Source organism: Bradyrhizobium sp. USDA 3311, assembly GCF_054062495.1.
The window spans coordinates 2674089-2690684 of the sequence record NZ_JBSSFI010000001.1 but is presented as its reverse complement, the minus strand read 5'-3'; the positions used below and the strand labels follow the sequence as shown (position 1 = coordinate 2690684).

Annotated in this window: 14 protein-coding genes; 11 read left to right on the top strand and 3 right to left on the bottom strand. The window is 65.0% G+C overall.

From position 1 onward, the window contains the following. Positions 1 to 13 precede the first annotated feature (13 nt). The 3 genes from ACVWW6_RS12675 (at position 14) to ACVWW6_RS12665 (ending at position 3890) form a co-directional block, all read left to right on the top strand. Positions 14 to 622, top strand: a complete 609-nt coding sequence (locus ACVWW6_RS12675) for a TetR/AcrR family transcriptional regulator (RefSeq protein WP_028173892.1) — start codon at positions 14 to 16, stop codon at positions 620 to 622. Positions 623 to 718: 96 nt separating this feature from the next. After that, positions 719 to 2173 carry a dihydropyrimidinase gene (hydA, locus tag ACVWW6_RS12670; RefSeq protein WP_456680802.1) on the top strand — a complete coding sequence of 485 codons (1455 nt, stop codon included), beginning with the start codon at positions 719 to 721 and terminating at the stop codon, positions 2171 to 2173. Positions 2174 to 2267: 94 nt separating this feature from the next. Further along, positions 2268 to 3890: an ABC transporter substrate-binding protein gene (locus tag ACVWW6_RS12665; RefSeq protein WP_456680801.1), complete on the top strand. Its 1623-nt coding sequence runs from the start codon at positions 2268 to 2270 to the stop codon at positions 3888 to 3890. Here ACVWW6_RS12665 and ACVWW6_RS12660 read toward each other — a convergent pair. Then, positions 3887 to 5230 (bottom strand): glycoside hydrolase family 3 N-terminal domain-containing protein, encoded by a 1344-nt coding sequence (locus ACVWW6_RS12660; protein WP_456680800.1) that lies wholly within the window; start codon positions 5228 to 5230, stop codon positions 3887 to 3889. The genes ACVWW6_RS12665 and ACVWW6_RS12660 overlap by 4 nt on opposite strands. Before the next feature lie 189 nt (positions 5231 to 5419). Here ACVWW6_RS12660 and ACVWW6_RS12655 point away from each other — a divergent pair, with 189 nt between their 5' ends. From ACVWW6_RS12655 to ACVWW6_RS12645, 3 genes are read left to right on the top strand one after another with little or no spacing between them, the layout of a single operon-like run. After that, positions 5420 to 6910, top strand: a complete 1491-nt coding sequence (locus ACVWW6_RS12655; protein WP_028173888.1) for a DUF4153 domain-containing protein — start codon at positions 5420 to 5422, stop codon at positions 6908 to 6910. 13 nt (positions 6911 to 6923) lie between these two features. Next, a complete protein-coding gene (locus ACVWW6_RS12650) occupies positions 6924 to 7628 on the top strand; it encodes a response regulator transcription factor (RefSeq protein WP_028173887.1) in 705 nt (234 codons plus the stop codon). After that, entirely contained in the window at positions 7625 to 9211 is a 1587-nt protein-coding gene (locus ACVWW6_RS12645) for an ATP-binding protein (protein WP_161536796.1), read from the top strand. Before ACVWW6_RS12650 ends, ACVWW6_RS12645 begins: the two co-directional genes overlap by 4 nt. Here ACVWW6_RS12645 and ACVWW6_RS12640 read toward each other — a convergent pair. Beyond that, a complete protein-coding gene (locus ACVWW6_RS12640) occupies positions 9208 to 9348 on the bottom strand; it encodes a hypothetical protein (RefSeq protein WP_007597071.1) in 141 nt (46 codons plus the stop codon). The two genes, ACVWW6_RS12645 and ACVWW6_RS12640, sit on opposite strands and share 4 nt — an antisense overlap. A 270-nt stretch (positions 9349 to 9618) precedes the next feature. Between ACVWW6_RS12640 and ACVWW6_RS12635 the strand changes: the two genes are divergently transcribed. The 4 genes from ACVWW6_RS12635 (at position 9619) to ACVWW6_RS12620 (ending at position 13487) form a co-directional block, all read left to right on the top strand. Then, positions 9619 to 10014, top strand: a complete 396-nt coding sequence (locus ACVWW6_RS12635; RefSeq protein ID WP_456680799.1) for a DUF3606 domain-containing protein — start codon at positions 9619 to 9621, stop codon at positions 10012 to 10014. Between the two features lie 24 nt (positions 10015 to 10038). Continuing rightward, a complete protein-coding gene (locus ACVWW6_RS12630; RefSeq protein ID WP_060909038.1) occupies positions 10039 to 10533 on the top strand; it encodes a hypothetical protein in 495 nt (164 codons plus the stop codon). A 109-nt stretch (positions 10534 to 10642) separates the two neighbouring features. Then, positions 10643 to 11572 (top strand): alpha/beta hydrolase, encoded by a 930-nt coding sequence (locus tag ACVWW6_RS12625; RefSeq protein WP_404524155.1) that lies wholly within the window; start codon positions 10643 to 10645, stop codon positions 11570 to 11572. 691 nt (positions 11573 to 12263) lie between these two features. After that, positions 12264 to 13487 (top strand): ABC transporter substrate-binding protein, encoded by a 1224-nt coding sequence (locus tag ACVWW6_RS12620; protein WP_028173882.1) that lies wholly within the window; start codon positions 12264 to 12266, stop codon positions 13485 to 13487. A 260-nt stretch (positions 13488 to 13747) separates the two neighbouring features. Here the strand turns inward: ACVWW6_RS12620 and ACVWW6_RS12615 are convergent, their stop codons facing one another. Continuing rightward, positions 13748 to 15310: an adenylate/guanylate cyclase domain-containing protein gene (locus tag ACVWW6_RS12615; protein WP_404524156.1), complete on the bottom strand. Its 1563-nt coding sequence runs from the start codon at positions 15308 to 15310 to the stop codon at positions 13748 to 13750. A 192-nt stretch (positions 15311 to 15502) separates the two neighbouring features. Here ACVWW6_RS12615 and ACVWW6_RS12610 point away from each other — a divergent pair, with 192 nt between their 5' ends. Next, positions 15503 to 16594 (top strand): enolase C-terminal domain-like protein, encoded by a 1092-nt coding sequence (locus ACVWW6_RS12610; RefSeq protein WP_011090352.1) that lies wholly within the window; start codon positions 15503 to 15505, stop codon positions 16592 to 16594. The last annotated feature ends 2 nt before the right edge of the window (positions 16595 to 16596 follow it).

Here is a 16596-nt window from a genome sequence, read left to right as displayed (position 1 = left end):
AATTTGACTCCAGATGACTAAGGCCTTGGAACGTCGAGCGAAACTTCGGACCGACCTGATCCAGGCGGCCGAGCGGATGATCGCTGAGCGGGGGTTGGCGGGTCTGAAAACCCGCGATTTGGCCCGCGAGATCGGCTGCGCCAATGGCGCGGTCTACAATCTCGTCGCCGACGTGGACGAGCTCGTCCTGCGGGTCGGCTCGCGCACGCTGCATCGCCTCGATGAGGCGCTCAGCGCGGCGGAACGCGCCGGGGAGCCCTCGCCGCAGGAAACGCTGGTCCGCATCGCCATTGCCTATTGCGACTTCGCCGCCGAAAACCTCGAACTCTGGCGCGCGCTGTTCGAGCACCGCATGGCCGCCGACAAGATCCTCCCCGACTGGTCCGTCGACGATCAGCTGCAGCTGTTCCGCCACATCTACCACCCGCTGGCGCTGCTGCTTCCCAAGCGCAATCAGGAAGAGCTCGGCATCACCGCGCGCAGCCTGTTCTCGGCCGTGCATGGCATGGTGGCGCTGGGACTGGAGCAGAAACTGGTCGCCGTTCCCCTGCCGGCGCTGCGCAAGGAGATCGCAAACCTCGTGCGCGCGATGATCGACGGGCTGATCGCGCGGGCGGAGTAAAAAGATCGGCGGCGGCTGACTAAAATTTCGCCTGTCGCATCGCGAGTGGTGCGCTTAGCCTTCGGGCCGTCCCCTCACCTCTATCCGGAGTCTCTCATGCCCCTCCTCATCCGCGGCGGCACCGTCGTCAATCACGATCATTCGCGTCGTGCGGACGTGCTGATCGACGGCGAGACCATCGTGGCGGTGGGCCCGTCGCTCGAGGCGCCCACAGGCACCGAGGTCATCGATGCCGGCGGCGCCTACGTCATTCCGGGCGGGATCGATCCGCATACCCATCTCGAAATGCCGTTCATGGGCACCGTCACCGCCGACGATTTCGAATCGGGAACCAAGGCGGCACTGAGCGGCGGCACCACCATGGTGGTGGATTTCTGCCTGCCCGATCCCGGCCAGTCGATGCTCGCGGCCTATCAGGAGTGGCGGCACAAATCCGAGAAGGCCGCCAGCGACTACGGCTTCCACATGGCGGTGACGTCGTGGTCGAAGCAGATTTTTGACGAGATGGAGACCGTGGTCAAAACCTACGGCATCAACACCTTCAAGCATTTCATGGCCTACAAGGGCGCGCTGATGGTGAATGATGACGAGCTCTACAACTCGTTCGCGCGCTGCGCCCATCTCGGCGCGATGCCTGTTGTCCATGCGGAGAACGGCGACGTCGTCGCCTTGATGCAGGAGGCGCTGATCGCGCGCGGCGTCACCGGCCCCGAGGGCCACGCTTATTCGCGGCCGCCTGAGGTCGAGGGCGAAGCCACCAACCGCGCCATCATGATCGCGGACATGACCGGCACGCCGGTCTATATCGTGCACACCAGCTGCCGCGAGGCGCATGAGGCGATCGCGCGGGCGCGCGCGGCGGGAAAGCGCGTCTATGGCGAGCCGCTGATCCAGCATCTGCTGCTCGATGCCGGCGAGTACCTGAACAAGGACTGGGATCATTCCGCGCAGCGCGTGATGTCGCCGCCGTTCCGCGGCAAGTCACACCAGGATAGTCTTTGGGCCGGCCTGCAAGCCGGCTCGCTCCAGGTGGTCGCGACCGACCATTGCGCCTTCACCACGGAGCAGAAGCGGTTCGGGCTCGGCGATTTCAGGAAGATCCCGAACGGCACCGGCGGCCTCGAAGACCGCCTCGCGTTGTTGTGGACCGCGGGCGTCGCCACGGGGCGGCTGACAAAGGAGGAGTTCGTCGCGGTGACCTCGGCAAACATCGCCCGCATCCTCAACATCTACCCGCGCAAGGGTGCGGTCGCGGTCGGCTCGGATGCCGATATCGTGGTGTGGGACCCCAAGGCGACAAAGAGCATCAGCGCGAAGCGGCAGATGAGCCGGATCGACTACAATGTGTTCGAAGGCTTTGCCTGCACCGGCGGACCGGCGGCGACGCTCTCGCGCGGCCGCGTCGTTTGGACGGATGGCGATCTGCGCGCCGAGGCAGGCGATGGCCGCTACATCGAACGCCCCGCCTTCTCGCCCGTGCATGTGGCGAATTCGACCTGGAAAGAGCTGACCGCCCCGCGCGCAGTCGCACGCGGAGCGGTGACGCCTTGAGAACGCGATCCACGCGGGATGCGACGCCATGAAGCGCGGTTGATGGCACGCGCTTTGCCTCTTTATGTCGCAACTTTCTCTCAAGGAGGCCGCGATGAGCGCATCATCTTCCGACATGAACCGTCGCAGCGTCGTGCTCGGTGGCCTCGGTATCGCCGGAATGACGGCCGTCGCGCCTCCCTTCGCCCGGGCGCAGGGACGCAGCGAGACGCTGCTGGTGGTGCAGGAGCTGGGGCCGAACTCGCTGGACATGCAGGGCGTCGGCTCCAACCAGACCGTGAACGGCCTGTCCTGGAATTGCTACGATCGCCTGCTCACCTACGCCTCCAGGACGCTGCCCGATGGGACCGTGTCCTATGATCGCGAGAAGCTCGCGCCTGAACTCGCCGAGAGCTGGGAGGTCGCGGCCGACGGCATGGCCTGCACCTTTCGCTTGCGAAAGGATGCGAAATTCCACGACGGCGCGCCGGTCACGGCCAGGGACGTCAAATGGTCGTTCGACCGCGCCGTGAAGGTCGGCGGCTTTCCGACCTTCCAGATGTCGGCGGGATCGCTGGAAAAGCCCGAGCAGTTCGTCGTGGTCGACGACCACACCTTCCGCATCGATTATGTGCGCAAGGATAAGATGCTGCTGTTCAATGTCGCGGTGGTCGTGCCCTTCATCATCAATTCCGAACTCGCCAAGAAGAACGCAGCGCCCGAGGATCCGTGGGCGCTGGCCTGGCTGAAGACCAACGAGGCCGGCGGCGGCGCCTACAGGATCGAGAGCTGGAAGCCCGGCAGCGAGACCGTGCTGGCGCGCTTTGACGACTGGAAGAGCGGACCGCTGCCGAAGGTCAAGCGCGTGATCGCGCGCGACGTCCCCTCCGCAGGCACGCGGCGCGCGATGCTGGGGCGGGGCGATGCGGATATCTCCAGCGGCTTTGCGCCGCGCGATTTCGAGCAGATCATCAGGGAGGGCAAGGTCAAGGTATCAGGAGTGCCGATCCCGAACGCGCTCTGGTACGTCGCGCTGAACACGGCGAAGCCGCCGTTCGACAATGCGAGGCTGCGTCAGGCCATCGCCTGGGCGATGCCGTACGAGCAGATCCAGAGCAGCGCCTTCTTCGGACGCGCCGTTCCGATGTATGGCGGCGCGGCCGATGTCTCAAAGCCGGTCTGGCCGCAGCCGTTTCCCTATGTCACCGATCTCGACAAGGCCAAGGCCCTGATGAAAGAGGCAGGCTTCGAGTCCGGACTGGAAACGACGCTGTCGCTCGACACCGGTACGGCGACCGTCGGCGAGCCGACCGCGATCCTGATCCAGGAGAGCCTCGCCAAGATCGGCATCAAGGCAGGAATCGAGAAAATCCCCGGCGCGAACTGGCGCACGACGCTGAACAAGAAGGAGCTGCCGCTCGCCCTCAACCGCTTCAGCGGCTGGCTGGATTATCCCGAATATTACTTCTACTGGAATTTCCACGGCAACAATTCGATCTTCAACATCTCCTCCTACCAGAACAAGGAGATGGACGCGCTGATCGACAAGGCACGCTTCACCGCCGATGCAGCCGAGTACGACAGGTGCGTGAAGGATTTCATCGCGCTCTGCATGCGCGACGTTCCCGTCATCCCGCTCAACCAGCCGATCCACGACGTCGCCATGCAGAAGGCCGTCACCGGCTACGAGTTCTGGTTTCACCGCGAGCCGGACTACCGCCAGTTCGCGAAGGGCTAGTGCCGATCGACGACGCGGACGAGGCCTGAGGCGTCTCGCGCCTGCCTGGTCGGAAAGCTCCGCGCGAGCCGCGTTTCGCTCGCGTGGAGCATCACCGCGTCGAGCTTGCCCTGCCGCGATCCGTTCAGCGCGCAGGCGAAGACACGATAGAACTGCGCGCCGTCATAGGCGACCAGCAGCATATCGACGCCGGCATTGATCGCCTCGACCACTGCTTTGCAGACGTCGTTCTGGTAGATCGCGCCCATCACGAGGTCGTCGGTCATCACCATGCCCTGGTAGCCCCATTTGCTGCGGATGATGCCATCGACGACCCGCTTCGAGTGCGACGCGGCGCGATCGGGATCGACCGCGGTCAGCGTGACATGGCCGACCATGAGCGCGCTGCGCGAATGCGACAGCACTTCGCGGAACGGCAGCCAGTCGGTTGCCTCCAGCTCCTTCACTGGCGTGTCGAGACTGGCACTGAAATGATGCGTGTCGGTGCGCACGCGCCCGATGCCGGGAAAATGCTTGAGCGTGGCGCCGACGCCTGAATCTTCCAACCCGCGCACATAGGCGTTTGCGATCGTGCTGACCACGACGGGATCGGTCGCAATCGCGCGCTGGCCGATCAGCGTATGGAAATCGAGGCGGTTGCGCCTCTGCGGCGGCTTGAGGTCGAGCACCGGCGCCAGATTGAGATTGACGCCGAGGCTGGCGAGCTCGCGGCCGTGGATGCGGCCGAACTCCTCGGCTTTGGTCTGCTGCTCGTCGGGGGCAAGCGAGGAGAGGGTCGCGAGCGCCGGCACCTTTGTCAACGGCGGCGCGAGATGCCCGACGATCCCGCCTTCCTGGTCCGCGGCGACGACCAGCGGCGGCAGCCCCACAGCGCGCCGCTTGTCCTGGAGCGTAGCGATCTCGGCACGTAGCGCCTCGATGGTCCGCCCCCGGATGTTGTGCCGGGTGACGTAGACGCCGCCGATCAAGCCTTGCTCGGCAAGGCGCGCGACCTCGGGAAAGGAGGAATAGCCGACCATGAAGTGAGGCCCGAGCTGACGCGCCTCATTGGCGCTGGCGGCAAGAACGTCGTGCTTGCGCAGCTCGAACTTCAGATGCGCCACCGACATCAGCAGCGGCGGCAGGCACCAGAGCATGACGAGAAGCTTGCCGGCCATGGTGCGCCACCGCCCTCTGCGAAGCAGAAGCATGACGATCGCGATGCTTGCAACGACAAGCACGATGTTTCCGGCGCCGCGCAGCGGGACCAGATAGGGATCGTTCTTGTTCGCGGCCGCGAACGCGACGACAGGCGCGGCCAGCCAGAGCAGGATGAGACCGATACGGCGGAGGAATTGCATGATGCGTCACACGCTAGAAGTGGCGAATGCTTCGCACCTAACAAAGCGATTTGCGCTGCGCGAGAGGCAAAAGCGCACCTGCACGAAAACTGCAAAAGACTCCTGAAACCGTGCAGACGATGATCCCGCCTTCTGCACAGACGCCGTTCAGACTTCGTGACGTTACCCATCACGAGAGGTCTTTTGGACATGACGAGCCTGGCTTCGACGATCGCAGCGGACATCCAACCGATCAGGCATTCCTCGATTCCAGCCAAGCTTGGCTGCGCGCTGGCGCTGGCTGCGCTCGCCGACTGGCTGTTCTATGGCGAGCGCATCGGACTGTCGCTCACGCTGTTTGCGACCGCGATGGCTTGCGTGTCGGCGCTGTCCAATCATGCGGCCCTGGATCTGCGGCGCGCCATGATCGCTGCGGCCATTCTCGTCGCCGGCCTCGTGCCGGCCGTCGAGGAGCTCAACACGCTGTCCTTCCTGATCCTCATCACGGCGCTGGCCATTGCGCTCCTGGTCGCGACCAATCCGGAAACGACCGAGTTCACCGAGCGTGCCCGTGCGCTACGCAATTTCTTCCTGCTCGGTCCCTTCAGGTTCTTCCTCGACGCGCTCCAGGTGTTCAACATGTCGGCGTTCACCCGCGGCATCGCGCTCTGGCTGCTGCCGGTGGCGCTCGGCACCGTCTTCGTCGCGCTGTTCGCGGCGGCCAATCCGGTGATCGAGCGGTGGGTGTCTCTGCTCAATCCAAAAATCCTCCTCGAATATGTCAGCGTCCCGCGTGTGTTGTTCTGGACGACGATGCTGGCGCTGGTCTGGCCGTTCATCCATGTGCGCTGGCGGCGGAGGACGGTTGTTACTACGACGGATGCCGATGGCCCGGTGCCGCCGCCGCCCATGGTCTCAGCGGAGTTTCTCGGCCCCTCGACGATCCTGCGCTCGCTGATCCTGTTCAACCTGCTGTTCGCGGCACAGTCCATTCTCGACGGCATCTATCTCTGGGGTCACGGCGCGCTGCCCGCAAACATGACTTATGCGGCCTACGCCCATCGCGGCGCCTACCCGCTGATCGCGACCGCCCTGCTCGCTGCTGCCTTCGTACTGGTGGCGATGCGCCCGGGTGAACCGGCTGAGAAATCGAAGGTGATCCGACCGCTGGTCTATCTCTGGGTGGGCCAGAACGTGCTGCTCGTCGCCTCCTCCATCCTCCGCCTCGACCTTTACGTGGGCATCTACATGCTGACCTATTGGCGCATCGCGGCCTTCATCTGGATGGGTCTGGTGGCACTCGGGCTGATCCTGATCGTGGCCCGCATCGCGCTCGACCAATCCAACCGGTGGCTTGTCGGCGCCAATCTGATCGCGTTAACGATCGTGCTCTATACTGCCTCGCTGGTGAACTTCGACGCGTTCATTGCCGACTATAATGTTGCCCACAGTCGGGAAGCATCGGGCAACGGCGTGCAGATCGACATCAACTATCTCCTGACGCTTGGGCCACAGGCGCTGCCCGCCATAGACAAGGCGATCTTGCTGCGGCCCGGCAGCCCCGAGAGCTGCCTTGTGTCGCGCCGCGACCGCCTTGTAGAACAGCAACGTCAGGATCTGGCCTGGCGGAGCTGGGGCTTTCGAAACTGGCGGCTCCAGCGCAGGCTGGAGGCGCAGGTGAAGAACCAGCCGGCAGGGTGAGCGGAGAGTTTACTTGGCGCATCGCATTCTCATCGTCGACGACGAGGGCCACATCCGCGAGGTCATCCGGGTCGCCCTGAAGAAGGCCGGCATGGACGTGATCGAGGCCCGCGACGGCAAGGAGGCACTCGCCCGCTTTGCCGCCGACAGGCCGGATTTGATCGTGCTCGACGTCGGCATGCCCGAGTTCGACGGCCTCGACGTCTGCCGCGAGATACGCAAAGGCTCCGACGTTCCGATCCTGTTCCTGTCGGCGCGCGACGAGGAGATCGACCGCGTGCTCGGCCTCGAGATCGGCGGCGACGACTACGTGACAAAGCCGTTCAGCCCGCGCGAGCTGGTGGCGCGGGTCAACGTCATCCTGCGCCGGCTCAGCCCGCGCAATGGCGAGGTCAAGGCCGGGCCGAGCGCGCTGGCGCAAGGTGGCCTGCTGATCGATCCGGAGCAGCATGTCGCGTCGTTCGCCGGCACGCCGCTGAAGCTGACCGCGATCGAGTTCGGCATCCTGCGCGCGTTCCTGACCCGGCCGACCTCGGTGTTCAACCGCGAGCAGCTGATGCGCGCGGCCTATCAGCTCAACATCCAGGTCTCCGACCGCACCATCGACAGCCACATCCGCAACATCCGCGCCAAGCTCGCGGCGCTTTCCTGCGACAACGTGATCGAGACCATCCACGGCGTCGGCTTCAAGCTCGGCCGCTGCGAGAAAGAGGCATGAGCGCGGCCCCCGACAAATGGCGGCCGTCGCTGGGGCTCGTGATCTTCGCGGTGCTGACGACCGTCGCGGTGCTGCCGCTGGTCGGCCTGTTCTTCTTCCGCCTCTACGACAACCAGCTGATCCGCCAGACCCAGGCCGAGCTGATCGCGCAAAGCCGCGTGCTCGCGACGATCTATGCGCAGGAGGTCGCGGCAAGGCTCGACAGTGGCCTGACGCTCGGAGCCGAGGTGCCGCCGGGCGTGCTGCCTGATCCGGGCGACCAGGTCACGCCGATCCGTCCCGCGCTTGACCTCACCGCCAACGATCTGCTCCGCCGGCGGCCCGATGCACAAGCAGCAATCCGGCCGGCGCAGCCCGCCTATGTCGAGATCGGCGCAAGGCTGACGCCGATCATCCGCGAGACCCAGAAGGTGACGCTGGCGGGTTTCAGGATCCTCGATCCGCAGGGCGTGGTGATCGCCGGGCGCCAGGAGGTCGGGCAGTCGCTTGCCCATATCGAGGAGGTCGCGGACGCGCTGCACGGGCAGTATCGCGCCACCCTGCGCAACCGCGTGCCGGACAAGCCGCCGCCGCCGATCTACTCCTTCAGCCGCGGCCTCGGCGTGCACGTGTTCTCGGCGATGCCCGTCATCGTCAGCAACCGGGTCGCGGGGGTGATCTACACCACGCGGACGCCGAGCAACATCTTCGACCATCTCTACCAGGAGCGGGCTAAGTTCGTGCTGGCCGGGCTCGCCGTGATCCTCGGCACGATCGCGATCGGCCTCGTGTTCTCCCGCACCATCACGCTGCCGATGCGCGAGCTGATCGACCGCGCCGCCAGAATTGGCCGCGGCGACCGCGAGGCGTTCAGGCCGCTGCGGCACTACGGCACGCGCGAGTTCGCCCAGCTCTCGCACAGCTTCCTCGGCATGGCCGAGCAGCTGGCGCGGCGCTCCGACTACATCGCGACCTTCTCGGCGCACCTCACCCACGAGCTGAAATCGCCGCTGACCTCGATCAAGGGCGCAGCCGAGCTGTTGCAGGATTCGGTTCAAGGCAAATCCGAGGGCCTGACGCCGGCCGAGCAGAAAACGTTCATCGCCAACATCCTGTCCGACACCCAGCGGCTGGAGGCGATGGCGCAGCGGCTGCGCGAGCTCGCCCGCGCCGAGAGCCTGCCGCAGAACGAGCGCACCGAGCTTGCGCCCGTCATCGCCGACCTCAGGAGCAGGTTTCCGGAAAGCTCCATCGAGGCCAGCGGCAGCCTCGACCGGGCGATCGGCATGTCCGGCGAGAAGGCATTGATCGTGCTGTCGCATCTCGCCGACAACGCGGTGCGGCACAAGGCTGGGACAATCAGGCTGGAGGCGGTGGACGAGCGGACGACCCTGCTTCTGACGGTGAGTAATGACGGCGAGCCGATCTCGGCGCCGAACCGCGACAGGATCTTTGACGCGTTCTTCACCACCCGCCGCGACCAGGGCGGCACGGGGATGGGGCTGGCAATCGTGCGCGCGGTGATGGCGAGCCATGGCGGCTCGATCAGGCTGAAGCCGACCGACGAGGGCGCGGCTTTCGAGCTGCAGTTTCCAGTCGCCTAGATCGCGAACACCCAGGCGGCGACGATGGTGCCGATGGTGACGAGACCGGCGATGGTCCAGCCGGCGGCATATTCCAGCTCAGGGTGACCGGTCGCCCGCATGATCTCTGCCGGATCGGCGGTATGCTTCTCTGCCATGACAGCCTCGCACGTTTCTTCCCGTGTCTAAGGATAAGTCGCGCCAGCCGCCAGAAGGTTCCATCACGGACGTGCGAGGGACACAAAGACGCGAAAACAACCCCATGCACAGTAGAAAGCCCGCTCCGGCGCGCGGCCCGGTCGCGCCGCACAACCTTCTGACACATCGGTGCAAAACGTCCCCGCCGCGCAATTCCCGCGTGCCCCGCGCCTTGCCTTCCAAATCCGGTTGCATGCTAGACTGGACGCTGTCCACGGCAGGAGGGAAGCATGGCCGACAACAAGGCAAAGCGGGGCGGAGCCGATCGCGCCCTGATTGCGCTCACCGAGAAATACGAAGTCGCCTATTGGTCGAAGAAGTTCAAAGTGACGCCGGCCAAGCTGAAATACGCCATCAAGAAGGTCGGCCACTCCGCCAAGAAGGTCGAGGCCTACATCAAGCTCCAGAAGCACCGCGCCTCCGACAAGAGCCGGATCGCGCTGAGCGAGGCCTATGAGGTCCGCTACTGGTCGAAGAAATTCAAGATCACCCCGGCCAAGCTGAAGGCCGCCGTGGCCGCAGCCGGCCATTCCGCCAAGAAGGTGGAAGCGTATCTCGCGGCCCAGAAGGCGGCAAAAAAGGCCAGGAAGGCGAAGAAAACGGTCAAACGGAAGAAGGCCGCCTGAGATTTCGGGCCCATGGAGGCAGGGATGAAATCCGGCCGATCGATCCTATCCTGCGCCCTTGTTCTTGCCGCCACGTCCCACGTCGCCGGCGCCTCCGCAGCCACGCCCGCAAAGGTCTCGGGCTCGGCGGCGCTGGCGCTCGCGGGCGTGATCGCGCCGCTGTCGCCGAATCTCACCGGCGCCGAGAAGAAGGCGGTGGCGATGCTGTTCGCCGCCAATGCCGACATTCCCTACAAAAAGGCCATTGTGGTGACCGCCGACCGGATCGTCTGCCGCACCGGCAATGTCGACATCACCGTTCGCAATTGCGAGGTGACCTTTGGCAAGAAGGTGAAAACCGTGAACGGCTCCACCGCCAACGAGATCTTCGCGACCGAAGCGCTGGCCGGCGTTCCGCCCGACGGCGCGGCGGGATCGAATTTCGAGAGCCTCGCCAAGCTGAGCTGCACGATCGACCCCAACGCCATCAGGCGGAAGGACGGCAGCGGCGCGGATTGCACATTCGAGCCGGGGAATTGAGCGCCGAAGGTGCCGTCAAATCGCCTCAAGACCAGCCAACTAATAAGGCGAATTGAAAAGACAGGCCCCAAGAGCGAGCCAATATGAGCGCGCAAGGCCCGGCACCATCATGAAGAATTATCTCGCATTTTTGCTTGTTCTGACCGTCTCGACAGCTTCCGCGCATGGTCCGGTTCCGACGCGGCTGGCTGCGCCATCCGATCTCGTCCGCGTCGGGCTGACTGACAACGACACCACCGCCGGCGGCACCGCGCGGCTCTGCGAGCAGGTCACCTTCGCGCGCGGCCTGCGCTACGGCGAGAGCGAAGCCAATGTGCTCGATGTCGCCACCAGCGCGACCAAGGCGGATACGCCGCGGCCGGTGCTGCTGTTCGTGGCGGGCGACACCTTTACCGGCGACCATGCGGCGCCGGAGCTGTCGCGCCAGATCCAGGACCAGATCATGTGCTTTGCCGCGCGCAACGACATGATCGGGGTGCGCGTCAACTATCGCCTCGCGCCGTCGGCGAGCTGGCCCGCCGGGGCGACGGACGTGGCGGCGGCACTGTCCTGGGTCCACGGCAATATCGACCTGTTCAATGGCGATGCCCGCGAGATCGTCGCGGTCGGCTATGGCGCCGGCGCCTTTCACGTCGCCACCCTGCTGGCGCATCCCGAGCTCCAGACCGACCGCGCCGACGTCGCGGGCGTCGTGCTGGTGTCAGGGATCTATCGCGTGGGCAAGGACGCCAGCGACAACGAGAAGGCCTATCTCGGCACTGACGCCACCCAGTACGACAAGCGCTCGGTCTTCCCCGGCATTCTCAATGTCGACGTGCCGATCGTGCTGGCCTGGGCCGCGGACGATTCCACCAGGCTGGTGGCACAGGGCGAGACCCTGAAGAAGACGCTCTGCGGCGCCGGCCATTGTCCGCGCGGCACCATTCTGCGCAGCCGCGACGGCATCGCCGCCGCCTTCGGCCTCGACGGCTCCGGCGACAGCCTCGCCGAACCGACGCTGCTGCTGGTGCATCAGCTCGAGGCGCGGGGGCTGCCGTAGCGGGGTGTTGCGGGCGGCACGCGTTATTTACTCCGACCTTTTGCTGGGCCACCCCTCTCCCCCGCCCTCCCCCGCAAGGGCAGGGCTATCGCATGTGAATTTCACGAGGATTGTCCGCGGGTTTGCTCGGCCTCTCCCGCTTGCGGGAGAGGCCGCCGCGCCCCCGGGCGATGCGAAGCATCGTCCCGAGCGCGGCGGGTGAGGGCTCTCGCCACGCAGGGACGTTCTCCGCAGTCCCTGGCAATCCCGACGCGGAGACACCCCCACCCCAGCCCTCCCCCGCAAGCGGGAGAGGGAGCCGAGTGCCGATGCCGCCGCATCATGCAAACCACATGCGATAGCCCTGCCCGCAAGGGGGGAGGGAGCGCAGCGGAGTGCGCCGCTACGCTGTGCCTCACCGCACTGTCGCAATTGATAAGAACGAACGCGTGCCACAACGAAGGTGCGTTCCCTCCCCCCTTGTGGGGGAGGGTTAGGGAGGGGGGTGCCACACGGGGACTTTCGCGATGAGAAAATCGACGCGTCGCCGCAACGGCACGTCAGCTCGCCTGCCGCTTTCGTTCGCGCTAACAGCTGCGCTGCTTTGAAGTGCGCCACCAAGCCACAGCTTTGACAAACGCTTGACGTAGATCAACTCGCCTTGGTGCGGACTGAGCCGACCTCGTTGGGGGCCAACGACAAGGTGTCGAGCATGCGCGTCACCGGCAGGCTGCTATTCATTGTGATCATCGCCTTCGCTTCGCTCGGGGCGATGTCCCAGCAACGGTCCGAACAACCGGCAAGCGACAACGAGATCCGCATCGGCAATGTGATGCCGTATTCGGGGCCGCTCTCGGAGTTCGGCGCGATCGGCACCGCGGAGGCCGCCTATTTCGACATGATCAACGCGCGCGGCGGCATCAACGGCCGCAAGATCCGCTTCATCACCCGCGACGACAATTCCGATCCGGCGGCCGCGCTGGAGCTGACCCGCAATCTGGTCGAGAAGGACGACGTCCATCTGATGTTCGGCTCGTTCGGCACGCCCGGGAATCTCGCCACGCGCTGGTATCTGAACGAGAAGAAGATCCCGCAGCTTTTCCTCGCCACCGGCGACGAGGAGCTGAGCCAGGCCAAGGCGTTTCCCTGGACCATGGGCTGGCAGCCGTCGTTCCGGTCGGAGGGACGCATCTACGCCAACTACATCCAGGCCTATTATCCGCGGAAGAAGATCGTGGTGCTCTGGCAGAACGACCAGTTCGGGCGCATGCTCTACAAGGGTATCCAGGAAGGCCTCGGCGATCTGAACCGTCACGTCCTCGTCGACATCGCCTTCGATATCAACGACGAGCATCTCGAAGGGCACGTCTCGATCCTCAAGCGCGCCGGCGCCGACATCTTCGTCTTTCTCGGCGTGCCGTCGACGGCGTCCAAGGTGATCAAGCTGGCGGCGTCGCTCAAATGGCGTCCGGTCTTCATCGTGAACGACGCCTCCGCCTCGATCGCCAATGCGATGGCGCCCGCGGGCCTGGAGAATTCGGCCGGCGTGGTCTCGGCCGCCTTCCTGAAGGATCCGAGCGATCCCGCATGGAAGAACGATCCCGCCATGAAGGACTGGTTCGCCTTCATGGATAAATACCACCAGGTCGAAAGCACCAACAACAGCGCGGCAGTCTATGGCTACGCCGCGGCCGAGGCGCTGACCAAGGTACTGAAGCAATGCGGCGACGATTTTTCGCGCGAGAACATCATGCGTCAGGCGGCTTCGCTGAAGAGCTATCAGCCTTCCCTCGCGCTCCCCAACATCAGGATGAACACCTCGCCGGACAGCTATCTGCCGATCAGGCAGATGCGGCTGGTGCAGTTCGACGGCCGTTCCTGGCAGCCCTTCGGCGACGTGATCGAAACCGCATTCACGGAAGGCGCGGCGCGGTAGCCTGCTCACGCGCACCTTTTGCTGGGCTACCCCTCTCCCCCGCTCTCCCCCGCCCTCCCCCGCAAGGGGGGAGGGAGCGCAGTGTGCCACGCGGTGAGAGTTCGGCTCACAAGCTCAATGAGTTCACAGAACCAAAGCCAATTATTGCCACCTTGACGCAGCCACGCGCACAACTGCGTTCCCTCCCCCCTTGCGGGGGAGGGTTAGGGAGGGGGGTGCCGCACGGGGACTCTCTCGACCGGTAAAGCGGCTGCGCACCCTCACGCCGGCTTCAGCGAGGCCAGCGCATTCTCCAGCAGCGCGCGCACACGCGCGGCATCGCCTGACTTCACCACCGCGGGGTCGAGATAGAGCTCGAGGCCGGGCGCGCGTTCGGTGATGATGCCGCTGTTCTCCGCCGCGGCATCGTTCAGCGCGTCGACCGAATAGGGAATCACCTCGCGGCTGATGCCCTTCATCGTGATCGCCGGCAGCGCGTGGGCGCGGACGATGTCGCTGACCAGCGCAAAGGTCTCGTAGCTCAGCACGATGCCGCCGGGCTCGGCGATCGATTGCAGGCGCGCGGCGAGGTTCGCCTCGGCACCGATGATGGTGTAGTCCATGCGGTCGCTGCTGCCGAAATTTCCGACATTGCAATAGCCGGAATTGATGCCCATCCGCGAGCGGAACGGCTGCTCGATGCCGGAGGCGCGCCACTTCGCATTGAGCTCGGCTAGCCGCTGCTGCATGCGCCAGGCCATCTGGAGGCAGGCCTGCGCATCGGCGCGGTCGCCCCGGGTCTCGGGGTCGCCGAAGAAGATCAGCATGGCATCGCCGATGAACTTGTCGATCGTGCCGCCATGTTCGTGGGCGATCGCCGACATCTCGGTGAAATATTCATTGAGGAGTTGCGTCAGTTGCTCGGGCTGGAGCCGCTCCGCGGTCGCCGTAAAATTCTGGATGTCGGAGAAGAAGATGGTGAGCTTCTTGCGCTCGGTGTGGATGATGACGTCCTTCTGGCCGGAGAAGATGCTCTTGTAGACCTGCGGCGGGATGTAGCGCGAGATCTTCATCGAGAGCGAGGCGAGGAAGTCGTTGGCGGATTCGAGCTCCTTGTTCATGCCCTTGATGCGGCTCGCCTGGCGGCGCTGGAGCGAGAGGAAGGACAGGCCGCTGCCCGCGGCGATCAGAAAATAGGCCAGCAGGAACTTGAACGAGAAGATGTTGGCGGCGATCGGCTGGGCGATGATCACCTCCTGGATGCCCCTGATATCGCCGACCTTCCAGTCCTTCTTCGGGCTTTCGGGGTGGCTGTTGTGACAGCTCACGCAGGCCGGGCCCATCGTGACGGGGGCGACGAGGCGGACCTTGTCGTTGAACAGCGAGGTCTCGGTCTCCAAGATCTTCTGTTCGGGATCCCTGCGCAGCGCGTCGAGCGCGTCCTTCTCGAACTTGTCGAGCTGGTGCGGCGCACGGTTCTGGAACGGGAAGTCCGAGACGAAGCGGTAGGTGATGTTCTCCTGCTGCGCGCCGATCACCCGTCCGAGCTCCAGCGACAGCGTCGCCGGGATCGGGATCGCACCAGGAACGGATTCGTAATTGTGAACCACCCTGGTCGTACCATCAGGATTGGCGATGATGCGCCCGACCACGTTGGTCGCGTAATAGCTGCGCACACTCGTGATTACCGAATTGAGATCGGCGGCCTGCCGGCGCAGCGCCGTCTTGGAGAGCTCGGTCAGGTCCAGCCACACCGCGAGCGGCAGAGCGAGCAGCAGGAACGCGATCGCGGCACCGGTCAGGACGCCGCTCTTGCGCTGTTCTTCGGCGATCTCTTGTTTCACACTGTGGCTCCGTTGTGTGCGCTTTTGTCGCAAACCTCCCGGGATTTGCGGCAAAGCCTGCGGCGGCACAGAGCCAACAAAAGCGGGCGCGCGCAACCCCATTTTATGGTGGTCGCACCAAGCGTCTTTCCGTTTCATCACGAAGGTTTAAGATCGGGATCAACCTGCATTGATCATCCGGAGCCAGCACCCATGACCGAGACCGTCCGCATCAAGCGCTTCAATGCGCGGCCCGTGATCGTGCCGATGAACCTGCCGCTCCAGACCTCGACCGGGGCGGTTGCCAGGGCGCCGCTGGTGCTGATCGACTGCGAGACCGACCAGGGCGCCCGCGGGCACGCCTATCTGTTCTCGATCACGCCGTCGGCCCTGAAGCCGCTGACGGCGATGGTCACGGAAATGTCGGAGCTGCTTGCCGGCGACGAGCTGCTGCCGTTCGAGATCGAGCGCAAGCTGACCCAGCGCTTCACGCTGCTGGGCCTCGCCGGCCTGCAGCGGCTGGCGCAATCCGGCATCGACATGGCGGCCTGGGACGCGCTGGCCCGCAGCAAAGGCCTGCCGCTGGCAAGGCTCCTCGGCGGCGCGCCGAAGCCGGTCAAGGCTTACAATTCGAAGGGGCTCGGCATCATGCCGGCAGGCGCCGCGGTGGAGGAGGCGCACAGGTTGCTGGCGGAGGGTTTTCACGCCGCCAAGATCCGCGTCGGCCGGCCCGATGCGCGGGAGGATCTCGCGGTGGTGCGCGCGGTGAGAAAAGCCGTCGGCGATCAGGTCACGCTGATGTGCGACTACAACCAGGCCCTGACGGTCACCGAAGCCATCCGCCGCGGCGAGATGCTCGACGACGAGGGCTTAAGCTGGATCGAGGAGCCGATCCGCCACGACGACTACGAGGGTTGCGCCCGCATCGCGGACGCGCTGCGCACGCCGGTCCAGATCGGCGAGAATTTTGACAGCGCCTTCTCGATGCAAGCGGCGCTGTCGGCGGAAGCCTGCGACTACGTGATGCCTGATGTGCAGCGCATCGGCGGCGTCACCGGCTGGCTCCGCGCCGCCGCGCTCGCGCATGCCGCCGGCATCGAGATGTCCACCCATCTGTTCTCGGAAGTCAGCGCGCATCTCTTGTGCGTGACGCCGACCGCGCACTGGCTGGAATATGTCGACTGGGCCGACGCGGTGCTTTCGACGCGATTGAAGATCAAGGACGGCTTTGCTCTGCCGAACGAGGAGCCGGGCAACGGCATCGCGTGGGACGAGGCGGCGGTGAAGAAATATCTGGTCAGCTGATC